The 23,006-nt window shown below is 41.6% G+C and carries 24 protein-coding genes and 1 pseudogene; 6 read left to right on the top strand and 19 right to left on the bottom strand.

What is annotated here, in order from left to right; all coding sequences use genetic code 11:
* Positions 1-5: 5 nt before the first annotated feature.
* The 13 genes from EBB54_RS00385 to EBB54_RS29840 form a co-directional block, all read right to left on the bottom strand.
* Positions 6-1,493, bottom strand: a complete 1,488-nt coding sequence (locus EBB54_RS00385) for a Mov34/MPN/PAD-1 family protein (RefSeq protein WP_162307039.1) — start codon at positions 1,491-1,493, stop codon at positions 6-8.
* A gap of 19 nt (positions 1,494-1,512) precedes the next feature.
* Positions 1,513-2,208: a hypothetical protein gene (locus EBB54_RS00380; protein ID WP_125125896.1), complete on the bottom strand. Its 696-nt coding sequence runs from the start codon at positions 2,206-2,208 to the stop codon at positions 1,513-1,515.
* A gap of 122 nt (positions 2,209-2,330) precedes the next feature.
* Positions 2,331-2,591, bottom strand: coding sequence for a hypothetical protein (locus EBB54_RS00375; RefSeq protein WP_125125895.1), 261 nt, complete (start codon positions 2,589-2,591; stop codon positions 2,331-2,333).
* 72 nt (positions 2,592-2,663) lie between these two features.
* On the bottom strand, positions 2,664-3,617 hold the full coding sequence (locus EBB54_RS00370) for a phosphoadenosine phosphosulfate reductase domain-containing protein (protein WP_125125894.1): 954 nt from the start codon (positions 3,615-3,617) through the stop codon (positions 2,664-2,666).
* Positions 3,583-4,176 carry a hypothetical protein gene (locus EBB54_RS00365; protein ID WP_125125893.1) on the bottom strand — a complete coding sequence of 198 codons (594 nt, stop codon included), beginning with the start codon at positions 4,174-4,176 and terminating at the stop codon, positions 3,583-3,585. The genes EBB54_RS00370 and EBB54_RS00365 overlap by 35 nt, the downstream gene beginning before the upstream one ends.
* A gap of 435 nt (positions 4,177-4,611) precedes the next feature.
* On the bottom strand, positions 4,612-5,400 hold the full coding sequence (locus tag EBB54_RS00360; protein WP_243127450.1) for a tyrosine-type recombinase/integrase: 789 nt from the start codon (positions 5,398-5,400) through the stop codon (positions 4,612-4,614).
* Positions 5,401-5,664: 264 nt separating this feature from the next.
* Complete coding sequence (locus EBB54_RS00355) at positions 5,665-5,880, bottom strand: hypothetical protein (RefSeq protein WP_243127449.1); 216 nt, start codon at positions 5,878-5,880, stop codon at positions 5,665-5,667.
* Between the two features lie 123 nt (positions 5,881-6,003).
* Positions 6,004-6,159, bottom strand: a complete 156-nt coding sequence (locus EBB54_RS29985) for a hypothetical protein (RefSeq protein WP_154677757.1) — start codon at positions 6,157-6,159, stop codon at positions 6,004-6,006.
* Between the two features lie 132 nt (positions 6,160-6,291).
* A complete protein-coding gene (locus EBB54_RS00350; RefSeq protein ID WP_125125891.1) occupies positions 6,292-7,311 on the bottom strand; it encodes an Rpn family recombination-promoting nuclease/putative transposase in 1,020 nt (339 codons plus the stop codon).
* A gap of 60 nt (positions 7,312-7,371) precedes the next feature.
* Complete coding sequence (locus tag EBB54_RS00345; protein WP_125125890.1) at positions 7,372-7,650, bottom strand: hypothetical protein; 279 nt, start codon at positions 7,648-7,650, stop codon at positions 7,372-7,374.
* A gap of 34 nt (positions 7,651-7,684) precedes the next feature.
* The gene (locus EBB54_RS00340) at positions 7,685-10,129 is read right to left on the bottom strand and encodes a hypothetical protein (RefSeq protein ID WP_125125889.1); all 2,445 of its coding nucleotides are present in this window, start codon (positions 10,127-10,129) and stop codon (positions 7,685-7,687) included.
* Entirely contained in the window at positions 10,110-12,239 is a 2,130-nt protein-coding gene (locus EBB54_RS00335) for a hypothetical protein (RefSeq protein ID WP_125125888.1), read from the bottom strand. The genes EBB54_RS00340 and EBB54_RS00335 overlap by 20 nt, the downstream gene beginning before the upstream one ends.
* 528 nt (positions 12,240-12,767) lie before the next feature.
* Entirely contained in the window at positions 12,768-13,046 is a 279-nt protein-coding gene (locus EBB54_RS29840) for a hypothetical protein (RefSeq protein WP_148099322.1), read from the bottom strand.
* 243 nt (positions 13,047-13,289) lie between these two features.
* Here EBB54_RS29840 and EBB54_RS00330 point away from each other — a divergent pair, with 243 nt between their 5' ends.
* The gene (locus tag EBB54_RS00330) at positions 13,290-13,538 is read left to right on the top strand and encodes a helix-turn-helix domain-containing protein (RefSeq protein ID WP_125125887.1); all 249 of its coding nucleotides are present in this window, start codon (positions 13,290-13,292) and stop codon (positions 13,536-13,538) included.
* Positions 13,539-13,677: 139 nt separating this feature from the next.
* Here the strand turns inward: EBB54_RS00330 and EBB54_RS00325 are convergent, their stop codons facing one another.
* The 4 genes from EBB54_RS00325 to EBB54_RS00310 form a co-directional block, all read right to left on the bottom strand.
* On the bottom strand, positions 13,678-14,088 hold the full coding sequence (locus EBB54_RS00325; protein ID WP_243127448.1) for a HEPN domain-containing protein: 411 nt from the start codon (positions 14,086-14,088) through the stop codon (positions 13,678-13,680).
* Positions 14,078-14,428, bottom strand: coding sequence for a nucleotidyltransferase domain-containing protein (locus EBB54_RS00320; protein WP_125125886.1), 351 nt, complete (start codon positions 14,426-14,428; stop codon positions 14,078-14,080). Before EBB54_RS00320 ends, EBB54_RS00325 begins: the two co-directional genes overlap by 11 nt.
* An 867-nt stretch (positions 14,429-15,295) precedes the next feature.
* Positions 15,296-15,829 carry a hypothetical protein gene (locus tag EBB54_RS00315; RefSeq protein WP_148099321.1) on the bottom strand — a complete coding sequence of 178 codons (534 nt, stop codon included), beginning with the start codon at positions 15,827-15,829 and terminating at the stop codon, positions 15,296-15,298.
* Positions 15,830-15,904: 75 nt separating this feature from the next.
* Positions 15,905-16,882 (bottom strand): Kiwa anti-phage protein KwaB-like domain-containing protein, encoded by a 978-nt coding sequence (locus EBB54_RS00310; protein WP_125125884.1) that lies wholly within the window; start codon positions 16,880-16,882, stop codon positions 15,905-15,907.
* Between the two features lie 259 nt (positions 16,883-17,141).
* On the opposite strand from EBB54_RS00310, the gene EBB54_RS00305 reads away from it, so the two are divergent.
* Complete coding sequence (locus tag EBB54_RS00305) at positions 17,142-17,390, top strand: helix-turn-helix domain-containing protein (protein WP_125125883.1); 249 nt, start codon at positions 17,142-17,144, stop codon at positions 17,388-17,390.
* 278 nt (positions 17,391-17,668) lie between these two features.
* Here EBB54_RS00305 and EBB54_RS29835 read toward each other — a convergent pair whose 3' ends face one another.
* Positions 17,669-17,875, bottom strand: coding sequence for a hypothetical protein (locus EBB54_RS29835; RefSeq protein ID WP_148099320.1), 207 nt, complete (start codon positions 17,873-17,875; stop codon positions 17,669-17,671).
* 298 nt (positions 17,876-18,173) lie between these two features.
* Between EBB54_RS29835 and EBB54_RS32595 the strand changes: the two are divergent.
* The 4 genes and pseudogenes from EBB54_RS32595 to EBB54_RS00285 form a co-directional block, all read left to right on the top strand.
* Positions 18,174-18,790 (top strand): annotated as a pseudogene (locus tag EBB54_RS32595) (IS91 family transposase); the annotation flags it as partial.
* Positions 18,791-18,823: 33 nt separating this feature from the next.
* Positions 18,824-19,093 carry a sensor histidine kinase gene (locus EBB54_RS00295; protein WP_193554331.1) on the top strand — a complete coding sequence of 90 codons (270 nt, stop codon included), beginning with the start codon at positions 18,824-18,826 and terminating at the stop codon, positions 19,091-19,093.
* Position 19,094: 1 nt separating this feature from the next.
* Positions 19,095-20,624, top strand: a complete 1,530-nt coding sequence (locus EBB54_RS00290) for a response regulator transcription factor (protein ID WP_125125882.1) — start codon at positions 19,095-19,097, stop codon at positions 20,622-20,624.
* 48 nt (positions 20,625-20,672) lie between these two features.
* Positions 20,673-21,398: a hypothetical protein gene (locus EBB54_RS00285; RefSeq protein WP_125125881.1), complete on the top strand. Its 726-nt coding sequence runs from the start codon at positions 20,673-20,675 to the stop codon at positions 21,396-21,398.
* A 48-nt stretch (positions 21,399-21,446) separates the two neighbouring features.
* Here the strand turns inward: EBB54_RS00285 and EBB54_RS00280 are convergent, their stop codons facing one another.
* On the bottom strand, positions 21,447-22,670 hold the full coding sequence (locus EBB54_RS00280; RefSeq protein ID WP_125125880.1) for an MFS transporter: 1,224 nt from the start codon (positions 22,668-22,670) through the stop codon (positions 21,447-21,449).
* Positions 22,671-23,006 lie beyond the last annotated feature (336 nt).

The raw sequence follows: 23,006 nt of genomic DNA, 5'->3' as shown, positions 1-23,006 counted from the left end.
CCTTTTTAAGCAGTTCCTTCCTGTACGAATATCTGCGGCAGGGACAGTGTCCCGAAGAACCCCGCCATCCCCGCGCGCAGTGCATATGTATGTTCCCTTTGGTCCAGGTTTCCGATGACCATATACAGCCGGATTCCTTTTTCATCACTGTTATCAACCCCGGAGAAAAAGGCATTGAACCGTCCATGGCTGTGTATATCCATGACCAGAACCTTTTCCCGTTCCATTTTCATATTTCTGCGGAATACGACGGTACCGGGAGTCGTTTGCTGTTCCGGTTCATAGAGCTCATAGCCTCTTGTTTTTCTGTCAAAGAAGATCTGTACAGCGTATTCATTGACCGGGTTCCTCTTAAAAACGCGTTCTGTCTCCGCAATCAGCTCCCAGGGTATCTTCGGTGCGGTCATTTCAAATCTGACGGCTCCTCCCGCCGAGATATTGCGCCGGAAAATTCCGAACGGGGTCGTTTCTACACGCCATTTCTCCCGATTTTTGTCCTTTTTGATCTCATGCCGCCATTCCGGGTCATTCGAAAAAATCTGAAGCCCCTTCCTGGAGCTCTTTAAGATCGGAACCACAAAATGCTGTTTATCATAAAGCATCTCCGTACGCTCCTTGGAATATTCCGGATAGGTGGCTTCCAGGACTTCCCGGATCTCGTCCAGCGTTGCCGAGTTCTGGCCATGGAAGTCTTCCGGCTGTACCAGGATAGAAAATCCGCCCGCTTTGAGCTCTACCGGTAGGGATATGTTTGAATTTCCTTTCGCATCTTCTTTTTCCGGAACCGGAAATAAAAGATTCAGTCCCTCCTGATAGGCAAACCCGCATTTGGAAAATTCCGGATACTTTTCGGAATATTTTTCCCGAAGTGCTTCCATGGTTACTTCCGCGGTCTCAAAATCCTCCGCCTGATAGGTTTCCTGAATATCCAGATATCCAACCGTCACAGGAAGCGTGTACGCCTTGCCGCGCGGTGCGCTCTGATCCATAAACGGAATCAGCAGTTTCTGCTTTTCATCGTATTGGAACTTGCAGCCTTCATATTCCGGATGCTCCTGTATCCACAGCCTGCGGATCTCATCCAGAGAGATCTTCGTATCTGCCCACAATGTTTTCTCGCCGGCAACGACTTCCAGCGGAAATTCTAGTTTTTCATCCTGTGTAAATGCGCTGTAGAGAATCTCCGGTTTGACATAGGTGCCGATATTTTCAGATCCTTCTTTTACATCTAAAACATGAATCTTAAAATAAATGCCTGCCAATTCCCGGAAGGTACGGCGTATTTCGCTCTTCAGCTTCTCTTCACTCCATGCGGTCTCATTCACGTCCGTAAAGACCCTGCGCAGATGTCCTCCGCAGAATTGGATCGGCAGCTTATACTTTGCTGTTGTCTTATTCTCTTTTTTCTTTTTTTCTTTCTTTGCCGCAGGCTTCTTTTCCAAGCCCTGCAGTTCCTCTTCCTCAATTCCAAATGCGGAAAATAAATCGTTCATTTTCGTCCTCCTCTTCATCCTAAAAATCCTTCCACAAGCTTCCGACGGTTCCCTTGCCGCTGTTCACCAGAATCTCATCCGGAAAATTCTGCCTTTTTTTCAGTTGTTCAAATACATTCCTCAGGTTTTCTATCTTCCATACAGTGGACTTTCCTGCCGTATATAAATCATTATTGCATGGGCTGGTGTAAAACATGGAGCAGATCACATCCAGCTTCTGCAGGTCTGTAATCTCCGGCAGCACATTGGTTCCCCAGCATACGATGTGGGAAGAAGTATTCACATTCCCATAGGGATAATTATACAAAACCGATTTTTCGTTCCACTGTCCTCCTTTCAGCGCATAGATTTTTGTGTTCATAACCTTTCCCTTTTGTATGGAATAAAAAAACAGCAGTGCAGGAAACGGGATTTCATACCGCGTATTCTCAAACTGCACGACTGTTTTTGCCGGCGGAACGATCATCTGGATCTTACCGCTGATTGCCATTTCTGAATCTCTTTTTATTGCACCGTCATAATAATGCTGCGGGAGCTTACCGATCCTGCAGAAATTGTCCTCCTTTACTTTGGCGCCGTTCAGCGCATTCAGAAAATGTTCCGCATCCACATATTTTGCAGTGTGGATTCCGCTATCATCAATCAGTTCCACGCGTACGGCCCGGTAATAATCTCCTCCGAAGCGTTTGTTGTCCCAGGTAGCTTTTATCTGCATATTGTCCTCCTTTTTTCCTGGACGGCCGCGAATTGTAACGCATCTGCCTCTTAAAGAGCCGCCTGATGGCGGGAGGCCAGATGACTGCAGCCGCTATTTTACTTGCCGAATGCCCTGCAGCTTTATATTGCCCTTCTTATGGAAACGCTGCTTTTAGGCATATTCTTTAGATCAATCATCGGGAAATCCTCCTGAAATTCCCTGGAAAGGATTTCGTTCAGATTTTCCAACAGCTCTGCAATGTCCTCTAATGTTGCTTTTGCAAAATATTTTTTATTTCCGGATACGATCCGCAAAACCTGTCTGTATTCGTCATTTGGCTCCGGCCCCTTCTCTTCCATTTCAAGAATCGCCGCCGCTAAATATCCTGCATCAAATTTCATGCATTTCCTCCTCTTTTTTCACATGGCTGTCCGTTTCTGACTGCAGATTTCCTGCAATCCTGACGTCTTCTTCTAATGTACAAAACCACAATAATTCAGTACATAATCGAACCCCAGGCCTCCGCTGTACAGCGGACGCATACAGTAATCATAAAGTGAATGGTTCTCCGCCTTCATCCGTTCAAAACGATTGGGGCGTGTTTCCAGATGGCATCCCATACAGCAATAGACACAGCCGCTCCTCCTGACACCGGTATTCTGATAAATACCGTTTTTAAAAATAATTTTTCCGTATATACTGCAAAAATGCAGTCGGTTTTCTGATATATACCGTAATATGTCCTGGCGGGTCCAGAACCCGAGGGGACGTGACCGCGGATGGTCCGTACTATATACATTACATCCATATTTGTTGTAATCCCTCTGTCTTCGAAAACCTTCATCCTGAGTAATCCCGATATACGGCACTCGCCCGGTTTCCCTGTTATACTGATCAAATGGCTGTTTTTTCATGATAGTGCAGCATTCTTCGCTGATATCAAATGGTGCATGAATTAAAAATTTCCATTTTTCAGCCAGCTTCCCAAAATTCCCCCTTTCATCTCCGTGTAGAAGGTAGTTCCGATAACGCTCGCTTAAGTTCCCGTGCCGCAGTTTTCGGATCTTAGATGCAGTTTCTTTGCTGATCAGCGGATAACCACAGACACGCAGCACATCCCGGAAGGACATTCTCGGTTTCAATACAGTTACATCATCATATCGGGAGACAAAAGATATAATCTCCGGATATTCTAATCCTGTGTTCACAAAAATAAGCGGTATTTTTCCCACGGTCTTGCGCACCAGATCCACAAGGACCGTAGAATCCAGCCCGCCTGAAAAGGAAACATAGACATCCCCGTCATGGGATTCATACCAGTCCCAAATTCTCATCCTGGATAAATAGACCTTTGCATCATAAGGGAGATATTTCCTTTGCGCAAACTGCCATTCATTTAGTTTCAAATCCTGGTCCATAATAAACATTTGCTTTCCCTCTTGTCTTTCCATGATTCCCTTTGTTCATAATAAAATGATAATCAATCTCCTCTCCTGCCAGATACAGGATAAAAACAGCCGCTTCATATAAAAAAAAGTTCTGAGAAATCAAGGCATCTCCTTTTTCATCAGAACTCTTCTTATATTTAGGCTCTCCGGATCTTAAAAATCTGTTGAGCCATTTCTGTGCCGTTTCTATCGCGTTCTCCCTACTTCCTATTATCCTGCCTTTTTCCAATGTACTTTCTGTCATGACAACTGTTTCTGCTGTGTCAAACCGATAGAGCCCGAGATTTAACTGCTGCTGAAAGTAACGCAGTGTTTTATGAGACAGGTACAGTTTTTTTATGACTGCGCTCACCTCATATTCATCAAATATCTCTCCATCCTCCACTATTTCCGCAAGTCGGAACGCATCTGCGGAATAGGCGCAGTAGAAGCCAAGCGCCGCATGATAGTTATAATAATCACTCCGGCCTGCCATTCCATGACAGGCCATGAAACCTATGATCTCCTGATCCATTTCCTGTTCTCTCAGATCAGCCATCCCGTACCTCCTCGCTATAGAGATAAAATTGCTGAGATGCAGGTTTCTTGCTCCGTTTCATTATTTTGGCTGCTGCATTTGTTGTCTGCATAAACAACGACCTCCTTTTATCAATTTTATAGAATAACAAAGAGTTTCGCTTGCGAAACTCGCGCCTACGGCGGTCGCATCACGACATCTACATTGTACGCCGCAGTGCGCATCCCCCGGAGGGTTTTTATTCTATAGGAAACTTCTCCGAATTTTCCTATAGAATAAAAAAGCACCTGGAAACCAGATGCCGCATTTTTTCATGCAGTCCCTTCGTTAAAAGATAAAAACCTGTTTCCAGGGATTCTGCATATTCTTATGTTCATAAAGAACAAAAAGATGAAAAAATGTACTATATGATGATTATATTGCAGCTCTCGAAAAAAGTCAAAATATGAGTCCCTGCTATTTTTCCGGAAGCTCTACACGTATCTTCACAAGCCCGTTAGCCGCACGCATCAGGCTGTCGCGGTATGCCATGTTCTTATAGCGTTTGATCTGGATTTCTGTAACTCCTATCTGCTTTGCTACCTGTTCCGGACTCGCATTATAAGCAAACATGGTAACCGCGCAGGAATTTCTTAAAGCCTCCGCGCTGTATCCAGGAACGCCTGCCGCTTTTGTATATTTTTTCATCAGACGGCTGATGTACATTGTATTCAGCTTATTTCCTCTGCTGTTATAAAAAAGATATTCATGCGCCGTCCTGGAGGCCAGATATTTTTGCAAAATGATAAATGCATCCTCCGGTACAAAACAGGAGTCATTTCTGCCCGCAACAAATACATAAACACCATTATCATACGCAGAAAAATCTTCTACCTTTAACTCGGCGATCTCCGTTGAGGAGAGTCCTGCACGCTGCATAAGGACAAAAATACAGTATGCCATTTCATCATCCTGGGCAACTGCAAGTATTTGGTCAATGTGATCGATCGGGATTGATTTTGCATGCCTCTCTATTTTGGCAACATGGTTTAAATATGGGAAAAAATAGTCCTGGAATGCGTCTGGGATTTGATAACGATCCCGTTCTTCGCATATAAATGCGGCCAGTGAATGAAGCTCCCGGAATTTTTTTGCCATTGTGCTTGGCTGAACAAGCCCTGCTTCCACTTTCTCCTGCATTTTTGCATAATAATCTTCTACAGTCCTGTCCGTGATCTGGAGAAGATCCATTTGATAAATGGACATAAATTCAATGACGTCTGTACGGTAGGATGCTTCTGTAGACTTGTTGCGGAAATGTGCTGTAAAATCCGGCCAAATGACTTGACAGAATTGATCGGATGCGTAGATGCTGTTCATTGGCTCATCCCCTCTCTTGTTTATTGATCTGCGGAGCAGATTTTTCTTTTGTTATTTATATAATTCATACTATAACATAATATGAAAATAAATCAATAATCCTATTAATAAAAGCCGCAGATTTTACTCCACGGCCTTCATTCATTTCGATCATATTGCTCTTTGCTTTTTAAACATATTGAGATATTCCTCTGCCTGCTTCACAGATATATTCAGCTTGTTCTGAAGCCTCTTCAAAATATCATTTTCCGGGATTTTATAATCATATCCTGTTTCAATGATTCCGCGGGCCTCACCTCGTACCTCGCCCCGAGCCTCTCCTATAGCTTCGCTTTCCTTTGCAATTTCGTCAAATAAAGTACACATACTCACCTCTCCTTTTTCAAACGCATTGTAATCAATCCTGCTGTTTGTCGCACCGGCGATCGTACACCTTCAGTATACCTGTAACCTCCAAAAAGTTCAAGGCATTACGGAAGTTTCCGAATCCTATTCCATTTTCCAATACAAAGTAATCCCTTCGACACCAATCTGCCATAAAACCAGATATGACAGCACCGCAAAAGGATCTTCCTTTTCCAGTTTCATAAAGCAGCCGATCACATCCAAATCCGTAAAATCCGCCAGTTCCCGATAACTGACCATGACTTCACAAGCCCTCCTCCGATACAAAACAGGAGTCATTTCTGCCCGCAACAAATACATAATATGAAAATAAATCAATAATCCTAATAATAAAAGCCGCGGATTTTACTCCGCAGCCTTCATTCATTTCGGTCATATTGCTCTTTGCTTTTTAAACATATTGAGATATTCCTCTGCCTGCTTCACAGATATATTCAGCTTGTTTTGAAGCCTCTTCAAAATATCATTTTCCGGGATTTTATAATCATATCCTGTTTCAATGATGCCGCGGGCCTCACCTCGTACCTCGCCCCGAGCCTCTCCTATAGCCTCGCCCCGAGCTTCTCCTATAGCTTCGCTTTCCTTTGCAATTTCGTCAAATAAAGTACACATACTCACCTCTCCTTTTTCAAACGCATTGTAATCAATCCTGCTGTTTGTCGCACCGGCGATCGTCATAACGACAGATTTATCTGTCTTATGCTCCTCACTGTATTGTATGGCTTTTCTTTTTGCTTCATTCTTTGGCATGCTCTTATCTAATATAATCTCAAATAGATGAAACAAATCCCTGTTGTTCGCGTTATGCAATACCAGATTATTTTTTCGTGCCTCTACCAATGGTATCTTGTAGTCATTTACACACTTTTTCATTTCCCCTGGTATATTCAGCATCTCGTGAAGAGTTGTCGCGCCATCCCACGGTTTATCCCCATAGTAGACCACGATCGAGACCACCGGAATAAATTTATCTGTACTTTTCATTTTTGAAAGATATTCGTCTTCTTCCAGCCCATCCCTCTTCGTATATTTTTGGGCGTTACTGTCATACTGTTTTTTGTAAGTACTATAATCGTATCCCATAATACGCATTGGCATCGCATAATGGATATTCTTCTGGCTTTCATTTCCAAACAGAACATACTCTATGCCGTATTCATTAGATTTCTTCCGAATCTTAATAGTATCCCGGGAGGCTTGAAGACTCTCCGCATAATCTTTATTTTCTAATATGGATGATTCCTCTGTGTCTACATCTTCTAATTCTTCCGGCCGAATCACCTGCTTTCCTTCGAATAAGACCGCATTAAACAGATCAGCAAACCGTTCATTATTACGCCAATAATTTTTCAATATGGTATCAGGTTTTAACCGCTGTATTTTGTTAGCCATATTATCATCCTTTCTTTTTACACCTTCAGTATACCTGTAAACGCCCGAAAAATCAAGGCATTACGGAAGTTTCCGAATCCCGGCCATTTTCCGATACAAAGTAATCCCTTCGACACCAATCTGCCATAAAGCCAGATATCCTGAATCCTCTGCATATTTGGTAAAAGCCAGCCCTTCAAATATCTGCCGGCGCGTCATAAGCTCTTCCCCTATATCTTCCCCATAATCCCACTGGGCCAGATATGACAGCGCCGCAAAGGGATCTTCCTTTTCCAGTTTCATAAAGCAGCCGATCACATCCAAATCCGTAAAATCCGCCAGTTCCCGATAACTGACCATGACATATGCCCTCCTTCTTTCTGTATTTCATACCTTATTCCAGCAGAAAATTATGTGCCTGGTAGCTCCCTTCATTTACTACACTTTTCGATCCGTCCAGACTGTCCAGATACTGGCTTCCGGCTTTTGATCGGGATATATAAATGGAAAACAGCGCATAGTGCATCCGCTCCGGCTTCCATTTGAGATAAGACGTGCTTGCGACTAACAATGTATTTAAAAGCTTTGCCTTTTGTTCCATCATCCGGAAGACCATCTCCATCACCAACTTCTGCATATTTTCCGGAATCCCGGCCGTATAAGCCTTTTCAAGAAATAAAACCAATTTTTCTGTTTTCTGCTTCTCACCTTCTCCGTCCTTTCGATGGGACAAATCTGCAAATTCTAATTGCGGCGGCTGCTTTTTATTGTGTTCTGCCTTTCCAAAAAAACCTTTTGTCAAACGTATTGCCGCACGCAGTACGATCTTCCCCTTCCAGGAAAGATAAAGGACCTTCTTATTCGAGTCGTGGCATGCCAGCAGGCATTCCTTATATACCCCTGTTTTATAAGAAAGACAGGTCTTACACGGCACTTCCCCGATCCGCATTACCGGAAGCAGGCCATCCTCCTCCCATATCCGCAGATCGCCCTTTTCCTCCCACAGGTTTTTCATCCATACATTCTTATCAAGTTCTGAAACCGGGTAATCCAGCTCCTTTTCCAAATCATTTCCAAAATATTTTAATTCCCGGAATCTTCCTGTCAGCTCCGCGTAAACAAGCCGCCTCAATTCCTCCGACTTATGCCGCATCCGCTGTAAATATATCCAGATGATGTGTGCTCCGTCATCAAATATAAAGTTTCTGATCCGCGCTTCATTTTCTGCAATAAATTCCTCTGTAAACTGAAATTCATCCTGCAGCTTAAGCCATTCCGGATTTTCTCTGAGCACTGCCTCCCGGATGTCTTCCATATCTTTATCCCTATAGGCACATGGTAGTGGATACCCTTCGGAATGGTACAGAAGATCCTTTGCGCTGCATGCGATATATCTTGCTTCTGCTGCTGTCCTGATATCCCAAACGAGATGCCCGATCCTGCTGTAGTTCTCCAATAGCCTCAGTCCCACTTCCGGCTCCAGCCCCTCGATATGAGAGAAAATCTTCTGCATCCACTGAGAAAATGGGCGGACGGACAGCTGCCCTGCAATGGACGCCAGATCCATCCCATTTTTCAGACAGCCTGCATGGATGATCTCACGGATCACTCTGAGCCGGTCATCTACACGGGGAATCTCCAGCAAAAAATACAGCTTTGCATATTCTGCGGGCATATCGCAGAGGATCGCAAACTCCTGGAACGTGCGGTCCTTGTCATAAAATATTTCCAGAATCTCTGCTGGGCAGTTTTTCAACTTGCCGCATTGCGTCAGGTTCTTCCGGTTTAAACTGTTTATATTTACGATGTGGGAATAAAATTCTGCCTGGAATAGTACCGAAGTACACGGCAGTGACATAAAAATATCTGTATTTTCCTGGATAAGACGGAGAAATGCTTTCTTCTTACGGGAAATTGCATAAATGATCAATCCCTCCATATATTCCCCTTTCCACTGGTCAACAAAAGGATTGTTGTAAAAAAATGAAATATACGCGATCCGGTCTTTTACCATCCGATGCGCTTCGATCTCATGCCCTGATTCCGCTTTCCGCCGGAGTGTCTCAAGATCATATTGCAGGGAATGATTTCCAATCAGAAGTTTTATGAAAGCCGGCTTTTCCTCCTCTGTAAAAAATGCCTCCGCCCATCCCAGATTTTTTCCTATCCGGACCGGTTCTGCCGCTATCTGCTGAAACGTATCGTCATCTATCTGTATACTGTGGCCGCTCATTTCAAAGACAGCCTGCAGAGCAGCAAAAACCCCTTCATCTTCTGCCATCCTTTTCAGGCATGTGTCATAATCCTGCAGCTTGAGCAGAAAGCTGCTTGAAACCAGTTCGCTGCATAGAAGCCTGCCGTGCTCCGCAAGAAAAGTGTCCTCCCTATCCTTCCGGCAGGAGAAATAACTTTTAAGGCCAGTCGGCAGCCTTCCTTTTTCCGTCTCTGTAAGATCTATATTCCTGTAATACCTTAGATAGATTTCCAGAAATTCATTTGATATTCGGTTGTCTGACAATATATCAGCTACCCTGTCGATCTCATAACCAATCAGCGTATCTGCTTCTATCTTTTCAAACACGGAATTACATCTAACCGCAGGCACCCCTTTTCGGAACAATTCAAAAATATATGCCTGCAGCTTCGGATTCTCCAGAAACTGCTCTTGTAAATCAATCTTCAATTCCCGGATCTGTTGTGCCGCCTTATTTTCCAGAATCTTTCCGGCGCCTTTTAATATACGCTGCTCACTGCATCGTTCCGTTATTTTTTTGTTTAACCCTGCTTCCAAAAGCATGCGGCAGCATTTCCTGTGTATCCTAATTTTCCGTAGATTCATCCTCTAAAACCTCCATTTTTCCCAATATGCTCAACACTTCTTTCAATCCTATTTTTTTATGCAGAAACTGAAAGAATAATTTATCTGCCAGCATAACGATCGTATTTCTTTTTGCATATCCCACAGGCTGCATTCTCTCCCTGAGCAGTTCCAGGCATATGGACATTTTCTCAGTATGCAATCTTAAATATGGCATCATCTGTATAATACTTTCCAATACATCACACTCTTTTTCAGCCTCCTGGATTTTCTGATATACCTCTTTCTGAAATGCCTCCAGGTCGGCCTGCTTCTGTTTTCGCTTCTGCTCTGCCTTTTTCTCCTCTTCCTTTTCCAGGAACAACTGCCACTCCTCTTTCGTATAATATTTTCGGCAGAGGGAATATTTATCCCCTCCTTTTACGCTTTCTTTGATCATAAGGAACAGCTTTCTGCTCTCTTCCGGGAAGATTTCTTCTGCCGAATCCAGCATCAAAAAAGCATAAAGAAATTCCTCATAATATTTCGGAAGCTTCTGGTAGACCTCCTGCTCCACCCAGCCGAAAACTCTGGCCTGCTCCGATGCCGTAAAAATATGTTTCTTAAAATCCATCCTCTGGAAATACTGACCATAGGTACGAATCCCTACCGCATTCAATACGGTATTGCTGTGCATAAGAAATGTATCTAATTGTGATATGCCATACCAATCATCAAAAGCCTCCCAAAAAAGATATGCCTCATGAGTGTCCAGTCCGCACACTGCGGATGAAATGTTGCTTTTCATGACAGACCATTTTGCTCCCAGCTCTTCCTCCGTCAGTTTCTTTTCATCCTCTGAATACTCATTGAGAAGCGCTTTTAGATCCACTTTATTCTTCTGTATATATAACTGAAAAATGCTTCTGACCGTATATTCATCGGATTTCCAGAAAATCTCATGATAGCTTTTTCCTGTCCTTTCCCGATAATTGTCCAGCCAGGAATCCATATTACTGCCATTGTGAGCAAGCATACTGGCCCCAAACAACTGTGTAAATTGTTCCGTCTCCATCCAGGAGTGGACATCGCACCATTCCTGCATGCCAAAGTCCGCATAAAACCAACTCACAGGCAGCTTATCCTCCGCATTCTTTTTATAAAGATATTGGAACAGCTCTGGATTTTTTATCCGTATATCCTGTCCCAGGCTCTCCACGATTCCTTTTTTTCCTTCCAGATAAATATAGTAGCTTTGGTATTGCCTGATCAGTCTCCTGCATAGTCTGAACAGGCCGGCATCCTCTATCACCTCCGCATTCAGGATTTCCTTTACCCCTGCCAGAGCCATCCGCTCCATTGTAATTGATTTCTCTGTCAGAGATGTTGTAAGATTCAGCTTTTTGGGAAGAGAAATGTTCAAATACAAGATCTCCTGTTCCGAATACCCTTCCTCCAGGAGCCGGTTCCATATCACAGTGTCCTTTTTTACATATCCGCACGCCAGCTCCAGCAGGGCTTTCAAAACAGAAATCCCTCTTCCCCTGTATTTTCGTATCTGTTTATGGAATTGTTTTAAAATCCATATGTAGATCTGTATATTTTCATATACATGGTAGTCCCTTTCTTTCCCCATAAAGGCTGCTCCATGCTTTTTTATAATCTCCCATGCATCCCTCCTGCTCTGAAACGTATATACGGCAAAGACTATTTCCTGTATACCCGCATATGCGCGGCCGCTTATCCTGTCATATAATCGTGTTTCTTCTTCCGCGCTGTCCGTAAGCAGATATAAAATACAGCAGAGAAAGAAATCTTCTTCTGCCTGTTGCCGTACCTTCCGTATAAAATCTGTATACTGTGTTCCTACAAACATCGCCTGATCAAGAACCGGTTTTGTTTCTGCCAACGCAAGCGCCAAAGCCATAGTCTGGCTCTTTCCGCCGCCGCAGCGTTCTTCATACCTTTCCAGGACTTCTCCCGGATATTTCAGATTATACTGCTCCTCCATCCGGCTTTTGACTTCTTTCTCTTTCAGCAGGCAGTTCCATTCTGATAATCTGCCATAGCTATTTTCGTTTGCTGTTCTCCTGATCAGGTCCTTCATTTGACCCAGCAGCTGCCGGTCGATCATACTGCAAAATAATTTCAATTTTGAACTCCTCCTTTTTCGTAAAGTACTGTTGTCATGAATAACAAATCTTTTTCCTGTCAGCCTCCTGTCATATTGTAATCATGTAAATTCTCGTTACAGGAAAGATCTGGTCAATGTGTGGCCTGTAGGCCTGCAAACAAATTCCCTATACTGCCTCCTTCTAAAAACACGCAAAAAAAGCCCCACAAATATATGTGAGACTATTACTGAAAAAACTTCCGTAAAATAGACGAGCATTTTGCGCGGTCATCTTGCGGAAATTCATTCCCGTTATTTTATTTTCCTACCTGTTTCCAGGGATTGCATCATATCGGCTACGGCTTATGCCATCACCGTAAAAAGAATTTACACTATGGAGATAATATAGCATTCCTCTCTGGTTGATGTCAAATCGCATACCCGTTACATGTCACCAAATCATAATGCTCTTTTCCAGGCATTCCACGAAACGCCAAGGCGTAGCTACCCCTGCTCCGATCGCTGTCAAATCATGATGATTTTAATACCAATTTCTATTCGAGACGATCATGCTATATTTTCCGCTAATCCTTTTTCCAATCCCCCTATCCACACCGTTTTTACACTGCTCTTGCTCCCTATTGTCAGTATCCTGTCTGTGAATGGGCGGAACTCTTTGCCATTGAAAGAAAATCTTGCCGTTTTTGTTTTCAGGTTGGCAGCATTTTTTATATGCTTTTTAAACAATAATAACTTTTCCCCGTCCTCCGGCCTGAACAGTTGGATGACGAGAAAATTCAGCTTGTCAGTTTCCTTGAGCATATATACCAGCGTTCCTATGATCATCTCTCTTTCGAAGGCATATGAATCTGTCGGTCTATCTTTTGCAGCTCCTCTCATATTATCTTTAGTTCTTTGAAGCTATTCCGGTAAATTTCTGCATTGGTAAAGTGTTCGATTTCAGTATATCATACAATCTTTACAAAGAAAATGTGTATGTCCATACAATAAGCTTTCATTATTTTCCTTCTCCCACCTTGTCCGTAAAATGTAATATTTGTATGAAAACTATACCAGGGAGGAACGATCATGACAAAATTAAGGACCCCGACCGGGGGAAAGAATCTGATCAGCCAGCAGTTGATCAGCCTTAGGAAACAACATCATTATTCTCAACGACATTTAGCCTGCCTGCTCCAGCTCGCAGGCTATGACCTTGATAAAAATGTGATCACAAGGATTGAAACGAACCAGCGGTACGTCACTGATTTAGAATTAAAGGCATTTTGCCAGATTTTTAGAGTTTCCTACGAATATTTAATAGATGGCAAAATTTAAATGAATAATCCCCCCTGCTGAAGCCAACAGGAAAACGTCCGAAACTCAGATAACCGCAAGGTTTAACTCACTCATAAAGGGGATTAGATGTAGATAAAGGGAAGCAGGATACACCCCACTCCTGGAATTCATCCTGCTTCTAATTTCCATGTTCCTTCTCTTTTTTCTCTAAATACATCTTCACTGTATGAAGAAACATTTTTGCATTATTTAACTGTACTTCTGAATCCTCTTTCGAAGCTATGAAAAAATCCGAATAATCGCATTTTTCTCGAATACGATAAGCACTATCAATCAATTTATATGTTGTTCTCTCAAATTCTCCTGTATGAACAAAAAATTGATTAAAATGGGCAATAACAGAACTATGTTTTGATGCATCAAAGCCATCTAATATATTAACTGCCCGAATGCTATGAAAAATCGCATAATAAGACCGATTGATAGCCGCTTTGTAAAAACCCGACTGATGATTATTTTCTGCAGTCAGTAAATCTTCTTCTGCCCGTGCCATCCTATATCTGCACAATGTATGCATATCAAGCGGCATATAACACAACCCCCTCCTTTGACACATTCTTATAAAGCGGCAATGTCTGCTTCCACTTCTGGTACTCTTGATAGCTGATATCGATAATAGAAAGAACTTTCAAATATTTAAGCGAAATATCCGTAGATATATCACTAAGCATTTCGTCGTATTCCCGAAGTTCTACATTATCCCCATCCACTAACACCATGATATCTACATCCGAATCATTTGTATACGTTCCCCTTGCCACAGATCCATAAAGTATCACTGCTTTTAGCCGTTTTCCATAGGCCTGATGCAAAAGTTCCGCAAGTTCAGACAACATTTTTTTCATGTGTTCATCTTTAATCTGATCCATAACATCAACCCTTCCTGCTTTTACATCTTAATGCTTTATCAGCCTTCTTATATATTTTATGAGAATCCCAAACTATTAGCCACTAAAACACAAAACTTTGTCTTAATAAGATTACTAAATATCCGATCTCATCTCTTACTTATTTGCATCTCCTCATCACAGCGACCTACAGTATATCAGTTTCTACACCAAAAACTGCGTAAATCCATGCTAATGCCTATGTACTTATAATCCTTCGCGATTTTCTCTATAGACCATTATATGTAATTGTCAAAGATCCAGTGGAACTACTCCGTTGAGTAATTATACTGGATCTTATCATGTATGTAGTAGATTGTCTGTAACTCTGTCTTTCTACCGTATAGACAACCTATGTGTGTCACTCCCCTGCTTCGGGCTTTCTCCATTTCTACAGTACCCCTCCAGAACCCCTCTGTTTATGCGGCTTCCCGGCCCCATTTTTGCAAGTAATTTACAGAATATTCTGAAAACTCGCTTTTTTTCCTCATTTTTTGGGCTCGTTTGTATTTTCCCATTCCCAAATACATATTCAGGTAAGTATTTCGTCTACTATACTTTCCGGATATAGATCATCCGTTTATTCACGATATCATAAATCCGTTTTTCCAATTCTTCAAAAATCGATTCTGATTTCCCCTTTGTTAATCAGATGATGAAGATAATAGCAATATCACAGACACCTTGCTTAATATCTATTCCGCGCTTCCATTAGACAATACTCTTTCTTCTGATTCCATTATATGCAGATACCACAGACATGTCAATTTTAATTATGAAGGATTCCATCGCAAAAGCCACCTATGGCAATACAGCATTCCACCTGACTGCTTTCAAATCACAATATATTCAATATTTGGCTTCCCAATTTCTATTTGAGACGATCAGGCTATATTTTCCTGTACCGCCAATCTTTTTTCCAATCCCCATATCTACACCATTTTTACAGACTATGACCCCTTCCACCGTCTCCCCCGTGGCCTCCGCATAAAGCTTCGCATTGCAGGCTCTGTACCCCATCATGTAAAGCGTTGGATTCAGATAGATCAGATCATTGGTAATGTATATATACCCCACCAGCGCCATCAGAAACACCAGTACAAAAACATCGACAATATTGCTCAAAGACAATCCGATGCAGGACAGCAGATAAACGGATATATAGCTGAAATAATGATTACTGGTTTCGTCCCGGACCTCCTGAACGATATAGCATTTTTCCGACTTTGTATTTCGTAATTTTATTTTCAAATATATAAAGGACAGGAGGCTCAGCGCGGCAAGCACTACGATAGCCCAGTCATTGATCTCATCAAAGAAACGGCCGTGCTTCAGCTTTTCACCGATGTCCACAAACTTTCCGCCTTCCGTGCATCTTTCCAATATATTTTTTGCTGTCAGCAGAACATATAACGGGATATATGAGGATATAAACAAGATCGCCTTATGCATTCATTTTCACCCTATTTCGTATTTTTCAATCGCCTTTGCTAACATTCTATGCTCCGTCAGCGCGCTGATGACATAATGATCCATCAGCAGGTTCAGTATTTCCGGCGTATCCTCCGGCCTGCTGTAGACAATTTTTTCATCATCCGTCAGCTCGATATTCAGGCCATACTCTTTTTTTATCCGGTTCAGTTTTGATCTGTATTCTACCAGGTTTTTAAATCCCTTCCCGAGTATTGCTTTCGTCAGACGCGGTAAATACCGTCCGTCATTTTTACACTGGTCAATAAATTCCTGTGCGTTCGTGATCATATTGGTATCAACGATCGCCTTCGTATGTTCCTCTACAACATTCAGAAAGGCGTCCTTATAGTCGAACATGGAATTGAACTTGTCCCTGTTTAAAATGTAATAAAAACCGTCAATCAGGAATGCTTCGGCATTGCTTCCGATCGTCAGTATCCGGTCCGTGAACGGACGGAACTCCCTGCCGTTAAAAGAAAACCGCACAGTTTTTGTTTTCAGGCTGGCTGCATTCCTTATATGCTTTTTAAACAACAGCAGCTTTTCCCCGTCCCCAGGCCGGAACAATTGAATGACAAGAAAATTCAGCTTATCAAAATCTACATCCTGATTCAGGGTATTCTCCTGATTTAACTGCTGTGTAATACTGCCGAGAACCGCATCCGAATGCAGCACATGGGACTTTTCTACATATTGGACCACCGCATCGCGCGACAATTCCAGGTCATACTCTTCCATAGACCGCCTGCCGATCTCCTGGATCATGTAGTCCAACGTTCCAATGAGCATTTCCTTTACACTCGCTTTATCACATTCCAGCATGTAGGTTTTATACGTCTTTGGTTTTCCAGGCATTTTTCTCACGAACATAATATCAACCTGGACCCTGCCGTATGTACTGAGAAAGGACTCTATGATCTGTGTTAATTCTTCTTTTGAATGTCTCTGTGGCCGTTGGTCCATCTTTTGTGGCTCCTTTCGATTCGCTTTATCCTATAAAATCGTTTTCTTCTTTAAAAATCTAAAAAAACTTTTTTATGCGCAGAATACTCCCTTAATCTTTGTTCTAAAATACATATACGACAATCAATTTTGAATTATTATAACATTTCCTCTATTTTACTACAATATCCTTGTAACCATAGAATATCCTTCTCTGTTTCACAATTTCTTTTCTTATATCAGTATAATTTATAAAATGTAATGCTTGGGAGGAAAAACTATGACAAAACTGAGGACCCCGTCTGGTGGAAAAAATCTTATTAGCCAACAACTGATTAAACTTAGGAAACAATATCACTATTCGCAACGGCATTTAGCCTGCCTGCTCCAACTTGCAGGTTACGATATTGATAAAAACGTAATTACAAGAATTGAGAGAGACCAACGGTATGTTAATGATTTCGAATTGAAAGCATTTTCACAGATTTTCCAGGTTTCTTATGATTACCTTATAGATGGAAAATGCTAAAAAAAAGTAATCACAAAACATGATCCCGGATGGAGACCGCTTTGGAGAAATCGTTATTGAGGTGGCTGTAACAATAGTGTGTTCCACCTACACGTTGTGGGTTGTCAATGCAGAAATCATGCCGTACATAAAGGAATTGGAAGCGTTTTAATTTTTTCGGAGATTTAGAAATTATATCTGTGGGAAAACCTGAAAAAAGAGCCAAAAAACCCATTGTTTCTTCATTCAGACAATGCATATTGGGAATTTGTGCCATACCTGTCGGCGTCAGTCGGTTATTATGCTGTTTTGAAAATTAACATCTGGCAGGGGTTGATATGAAAACCGGACGGATCTTTGATGAAATCCCATATACGCCAGGTATTGCAATCAGCGGGTGCAGATTTAAAAATATCATTGCTGACGAAGATACCAAATGCTTGCTCCGGAATAATGGCGGGCTTGTAAACTGATGTTGTATATGAAACAGATATCAAATTTCTCATAAGGTCTTATCGGCTTCCTAGCCCCTGCGCGGGACTTGGAAGCCAGCCTACGTTTCGCAGAGCATCCAAATCAAGGGCTGAATCATGGTTCTCTTGTTATTCGAGTTATGCATAATTCAGGCTGTTGATCCATAAGCCGAAAAATGTGTCCCTGTAAATAGTGTATGAGGGCACCTTCCGGTATCCTTCCCTTTTCTAGTGTCCTTTGGTAATGTAGTTAATGAGCAGACACTATTTAACATATCCATTTTCATTTTTCTTTCATCCACAAACAAAATTTATCCATCCACTTCCCTTTAAATGCAAGTCCGAGAGCCTGGGCTGTAATGTCAGTGTCTGTGAGGACTGCGGGCATACGGAAAGCCATAATAATTCCTGCCGCAGCCGGCACTGCCCCAACTGTCAGGCAGTATTAAAAGAAGTCTGGGTAGATAAGCGCCGTTCCGAAGTCATTGACTCTCCTTACTTCCATGTGGTCTTTATGCTTCCGCATGAACTTAATCCCCTGCTTTTCTGCAACCGGAAGCTGCTCACTCCCTTCTCCACAAATGCTGCTCACAGACTCTTCTGGATCTTTGTAAGGACAAAAAATATCTCAGTGCAGTCCCTGGCATCATACAGGTCCTCCACACTTGGAACCAGGAGCTTTTCTACCATGTCCATATGCACTGCATCCTCTCCGGAGGCGTGCTGATACCGAACCGTAAGCTCCGCTGTTTCAAAGAAAAGTTCTTCCTTCCGGTCTATGTTTTGCGGGACCTGTTCAAAGGGAAATATCTTGCGGGTTTAGACCAACTTTTCCAGCAAGGGGAACTGCTGTTTTCCGCTCCCTGTGAAAAGCTACGCAATTCCTATGAGTGGAAGAAATTCCGGGACAGTCTTTACAAAATAGATTGGTGCCCCTATATACATGATATCTGCATCTGCCCTGTATGCGACAGGTGTAACATGAAATTGATCGTTCAGGTCATTCCATCGGACGAAGCAGCTGTCATGGAGATTTCCATCATTGATAATGGAATTGGATTTGAAAGCATCCCGGAGATACAAAATATCCAGCCATCCGAGCAGGATACTCATACCCATGTAGGGCTCCGTAACCTTGATAAACGCCTGGAACTGCTCTTTGGCCCGGACGCCTGTTTACGTATCGACAGTATTCCTGAAAAATGCACCACCATTTCTTTTAAAGTACCAATCCGTACAGAGGAGGGATAACATGATTTTTAAACTGTTAGTTGTTGATGATGAAGCGATCATGCGGAAAGGCATTGCGAATTTTATAGACTGGGATTCTCTGGACTGTAAGGTTGCTGGGACAGCCTGCAATGGGATTGAAGCAATCGAATTTATCAAAACAAATCCTGTTGATATTGTCATCACAGACATCAAAATGCCTGGAGCGGACGGACTCGCTGTCGCAAAATTTATATACGAAAATAAGCCTGAGATCAGAGTCATCCTTCTGACTGGATATGCTGATTTTGAATACGCCCAAACAGCCATCAAATATAATGTGTCTGCTTTTATCCTGAAACCAACCAACAAGAAAGAGCTGCTTGAAGCAATACAGGATGCGCAAAAACAGATTGTCACCTCCAAGAAACATTCTTCGATTGCCAAAGAGGAACTCGCGTTTTTAAAAGACCAGCTATTGCTGGAAATGACAAGCTCTGCCTATCTTCCTTCTTTTCAGGAGCGGCTTGCAGCCCTTGGGATCAGCCTGGAGCATTATTATATTGCGGCCTTCCAGCTGGTTCCCTTGGAAAATGATATTGCGTTCTTAAAAAATATCATCATTAATGAAAAAAAGGATGCCTACTGCTACCGCTATAACAATCTCGTCATTGCAGTATATTTTTTAGATGATCATTATGAATATGTGCCCGGCTCTATTCTGGAGAATTGCCAGGAAATCACTGTCATCGCGCAGACACTGGATTCCCGGCAGATCTCTGTGGGAATCAGCCGGTATCACAGCAAAGCCTCCGACTTTTCCTACGCAGTATCTGAGGCGATTCATGCCCTGACATTAAACTTCTATTATGAAAAAAGCATCGCCCTCTTTTCAGACGCGCCAGAAAATGCAGACTATGACCTAACTGCAGAGAATTCCCTGGATCTGTTTCATTTTGAGAATCATTTGCATAATTGGCTGTTTGAAGATGCCAATGCAGTTCTGCATAAAATCTTCAATAAATTTAAAACCAACTTTGTCAATTCCGCTGATGCAAAAAATATATGTGCGCAGATTTATTATATTTGTTGTCGGGTGCTGATCAAACGTGAGAATGATGCGCCTTCTGGTGAATATCTTTCCAGAATCAGCAAGGCCACTGACATTTTTTCTTTGGAAAATACGGTATACGCTTTGATGGACTATACGAAAGAACACTCTGTAGGAAATGCGGCTGTGCAGAATAAATTATTTGATCATGCGATGAAATTCATACACAGCCATCTGTCAGAACCTTTGTCGCTGGATATCCTATCGGACCATCTTCATATCTCGCCATCCCATCTGAGCCGGACGTTCAAAAAGGTATGTGGGGAATCTCTGACAGAATATATCAATCATATGAGGGTTGAAAAGGCAAAGGAATATTTGCTTCAAAAGGATATTCTGGCTTATGAAGTTGCAAATCTGGTGGGATACAATGACGCGACATACTTTTCATCTATTTTCAAAAAATATACAGGAGTAAGTCCTACAGAATACCGTCAAAATTTGTTGAAGCAAACTTTTTAATCTTTCAGGGGCTAATTCCACATATAGCTGCTATAAGGAGCTTCATTTATGGATGTGGATAATTTTTCTGAGCAACTACAAGATTTCTTGAGAGTGAAAAGTTCTCTTCACTTTTTCCGTTCCGATGCTTTTTCTTTACGGCCGCTAAAACTTGCATGGCATCGTCTTGTTCAAAAAAAAGAACAGCTCTATCAATTAAATGGCAGGCCGCTGCTGATCGGAGATGGTACGAAACATCCAAAAGAAGGACGATATATGCCTGGTGTCAAAAAACTGTTCCAGGAATCAGAAAACTCTTCAAAACCAGCTTATATTTTCGGGCACATGTATGGCGGGGTTGCCGCAGTCATTTACCGGGAAGAACAGTATTTCGCCCTCCCCCTGGACCTCAATATCCAGGATGGACTGGCTGAAACTTCCCAATGGACGCAGGGGGATCCTACCCGCTCAGATTCCCATGTGGTACAGATGATACGTAATGGCTACGAAGCCGCCTCTTCGCTTGGCTCAGCCTATATGGTTCTGGACAGATATTTTCTTACAGTTTCCGGTTTAGAAGAACTTGACCGACTCAATCGGGAGAAGCCGCTCCTACAGGTTATTACGCGGGCAAAGACTTCCTGTGTCGCCTATGAACTGCCTTCCGTTTCTGATACTCCACGCCGGGGAAGGCCGAGAAAGAAAGGCTCTTCCGTCAAACTAAATTCTCTTTTTCAAACCAGGGCCCGTCATGCCTTTTTGGATAAAAAGAAATCTCATTGGTATAATACCTAGATTTTTCCTGTTCTCATTGTCAGAACTTTTCACTCACAAGATATATATTCAGTCCGATATACTAAAATCCCCTCTAAAACATTTCATACTTTTATAGCATAAAAGTGCAGTACCTAAAAACATAATAAGCGGAAGTAGAATCCATATATATATAAAATCAAATCTATTAAGAATCATACTGCCCAAAATAGAAGTAATGATTCCACCTCCACGCAAAAAAAGTGAAGAAATCGATATCATACTTGCTCTATTAGAATCAGATACCAAAGCGTGAAAAATTGTGTTTTCAAATAAATTTCCACACCCCAAAATAAAATAAATTACTATAAATATAGTAACAAAAAATATAGTATTTTTACATATCCCGAGAATTGTTATAAATATCGGTAGAAGAAATCTTAAAAACCAATAATATTTTTTTGATTTTGCTGGGTTGCTTGACAGTATTAATGAATTCCATAATATTTCAGCTACTTTATTTCCAATTAGCACCCCTATATATCCCATACAACTAATCATTCCCAAAATCCAGCTTAAATTCTCAGGCAGAAACAACTTTAAAGTTGGCTGCCAATACACCTCAACTGCTGATAATCCAACACCTAATGAGGTACTTTCTAACAGTATAACTGCTAAAAATCTTGAATCTTTTAGCGAAATTCGGATACACTTAAATTGGTCTTTTAATTGTTCGGAAAAATTATGCGATAAATTGGTCATCCATTTTTCTTTTATTATTAATGTGGAAAGAAGTAAAAGGATAATTTCTAAAATAATACATATTAATAAAAGAATCGTATATTTAGAACCAATATATCCAATAATACCTCCCAAAAAGGAGCCTACTGCCAATCCAATACAGTCTATTATGGCTAAAACACTATTTATTCTAGCTAAATTATCATTTCCATTTTCTTTTATATAAGATTCTATTTCCATAATCTCGACTGTACCAGAGCTAAATGCCTTTCCAAATCCTTGAAAAACACATGCAATTGAAAGCAGCAAAGAATTGTCGCTAACTAGAGTCAAAGTAAAATTAAATAATAGAAAAAAATGTGATAACAAATACATTCTTTTTCTACCATAGATATCGGTAAGTATACCACTTGGTAACTCAGTAATAACAACAATAGTAGAAATAATACCTATATAAAGAGACAGAGTTTTTAAAGTTGCACCATGCGATAATAATATTAGAGATAAAACTGGTATCGTAATACCTGAAGAAAATGAATTAATGAAAAAAAATACCTTATGACTTGTTTTCATAACTTTGCCACTCCTTTCGATTTGCCCAGGCACAAACAGGTAGAACTTTAAGTCTAGGCTATTAACCCTTTGAGATGCTCTTTTTCTTTTCTGAAAGTTTTGTCATGGTTTGCTCTTCCGCCAGGTCCATACGTGAACTTTTAAGTACATTCACTTTCTACCGAAAAATACTACTACTTTTAGTATATCGAATAATTAATTACTATCTATTAGATCGAGCATAGGATTAGTAAAGCATTGCATCAATAATCAAGTAATAGATGCCTGTCATTTGCACCGATACGACGTCATCGTCAATCAACAATGCCGCCGTATTTCCTCCGCCTTGTCCTGATG

The organism is Schaedlerella arabinosiphila (genome assembly GCF_003885045.1).
GTDB lineage: Bacteria > Bacillota > Clostridia > Lachnospirales > Lachnospiraceae > Schaedlerella > Schaedlerella arabinosiphila.
Note: the sequence above shows the minus strand (reverse complement) of the source record. Positions and strands in the feature narration are given on the sequence as shown.

What these genes read in the sequence shown, in the direction of transcription:
- EBB54_RS00385 (WP_162307039.1), bottom strand. Translation starts at nt 1,493, where the DNA reads ATGAACGATTTATTTTCCGCATTTGGAATTGAGGAAGAGGAACTGCAG.
- EBB54_RS00380 (WP_125125896.1), bottom strand. Translation starts at nt 2,208, where the DNA reads ATGCAGATAAAAGCTACCTGGGACAACAAACGCTTCGGAGGAGATTAT.
- EBB54_RS00375 (WP_125125895.1), bottom strand. Translation starts at nt 2,591, where the DNA reads ATGAAATTTGATGCAGGATATTTAGCGGCGGCGATTCTTGAAATGGAA.
- EBB54_RS00370 (WP_125125894.1), bottom strand. Translation starts at nt 3,617, where the DNA reads ATGTTTATTATGGACCAGGATTTGAAACTAAATGAATGGCAGTTTGCG.
- EBB54_RS00365 (WP_125125893.1), bottom strand. Translation starts at nt 4,176, where the DNA reads ATGGCTGATCTGAGAGAACAGGAAATGGATCAGGAGATCATAGGTTTC.
- EBB54_RS00360 (WP_243127450.1), bottom strand. Translation starts at nt 5,400, where the DNA reads ATGTCCATTTATCAAATGGATCTTCTCCAGATCACGGACAGGACTGTA.
- EBB54_RS00355 (WP_243127449.1), bottom strand. Translation starts at nt 5,880, where the DNA reads ATGTGTACTTTATTTGACGAAATTGCAAAGGAAAGCGAAGCTATAGGA.
- EBB54_RS29985 (WP_154677757.1), bottom strand. Translation starts at nt 6,159, where the DNA reads ATGGTCAGTTATCGGGAACTGGCGGATTTTACGGATTTGGATGTGATC.
- EBB54_RS00350 (WP_125125891.1), bottom strand. Translation starts at nt 7,311, where the DNA reads ATGGCTAACAAAATACAGCGGTTAAAACCTGATACCATATTGAAAAAT.
- EBB54_RS00345 (WP_125125890.1), bottom strand. Translation starts at nt 7,650, where the DNA reads ATGGTCAGTTATCGGGAACTGGCGGATTTTACGGATTTGGATGTGATC.
- EBB54_RS00340 (WP_125125889.1), bottom strand. Translation starts at nt 10,129, where the DNA reads ATGAATCTACGGAAAATTAGGATACACAGGAAATGCTGCCGCATGCTT.
- EBB54_RS29840 (WP_148099322.1), bottom strand. Translation starts at nt 13,046, where the DNA reads ATGATCATAGGAACGCTGGTATATATGCTCAAGGAAACTGACAAGCTG.
- EBB54_RS00330 (WP_125125887.1), top strand. Translation starts at nt 13,290, where the DNA reads ATGACAAAATTAAGGACCCCGACCGGGGGAAAGAATCTGATCAGCCAG.
- EBB54_RS00325 (WP_243127448.1), bottom strand. Translation starts at nt 14,088, where the DNA reads ATGCCGCTTGATATGCATACATTGTGCAGATATAGGATGGCACGGGCA.
- EBB54_RS00320 (WP_125125886.1), bottom strand. Translation starts at nt 14,428, where the DNA reads ATGGATCAGATTAAAGATGAACACATGAAAAAAATGTTGTCTGAACTT.
- EBB54_RS00310 (WP_125125884.1), bottom strand. Translation starts at nt 16,882, where the DNA reads ATGGACCAACGGCCACAGAGACATTCAAAAGAAGAATTAACACAGATC.
- EBB54_RS00305 (WP_125125883.1), top strand. Translation starts at nt 17,142, where the DNA reads ATGACAAAACTGAGGACCCCGTCTGGTGGAAAAAATCTTATTAGCCAA.
- EBB54_RS29835 (WP_148099320.1), bottom strand. Translation starts at nt 17,875, where the DNA reads ATGAGAAATTTGATATCTGTTTCATATACAACATCAGTTTACAAGCCC.
- EBB54_RS00295 (WP_193554331.1), top strand. Translation starts at nt 18,824, where the DNA reads ATGAAATTGATCGTTCAGGTCATTCCATCGGACGAAGCAGCTGTCATG.
- EBB54_RS00290 (WP_125125882.1), top strand. Translation starts at nt 19,095, where the DNA reads ATGATTTTTAAACTGTTAGTTGTTGATGATGAAGCGATCATGCGGAAA.
- EBB54_RS00285 (WP_125125881.1), top strand. Translation starts at nt 20,673, where the DNA reads ATGGATGTGGATAATTTTTCTGAGCAACTACAAGATTTCTTGAGAGTG.
- EBB54_RS00280 (WP_125125880.1), bottom strand. Translation starts at nt 22,670, where the DNA reads ATGAAAACAAGTCATAAGGTATTTTTTTTCATTAATTCATTTTCTTCA.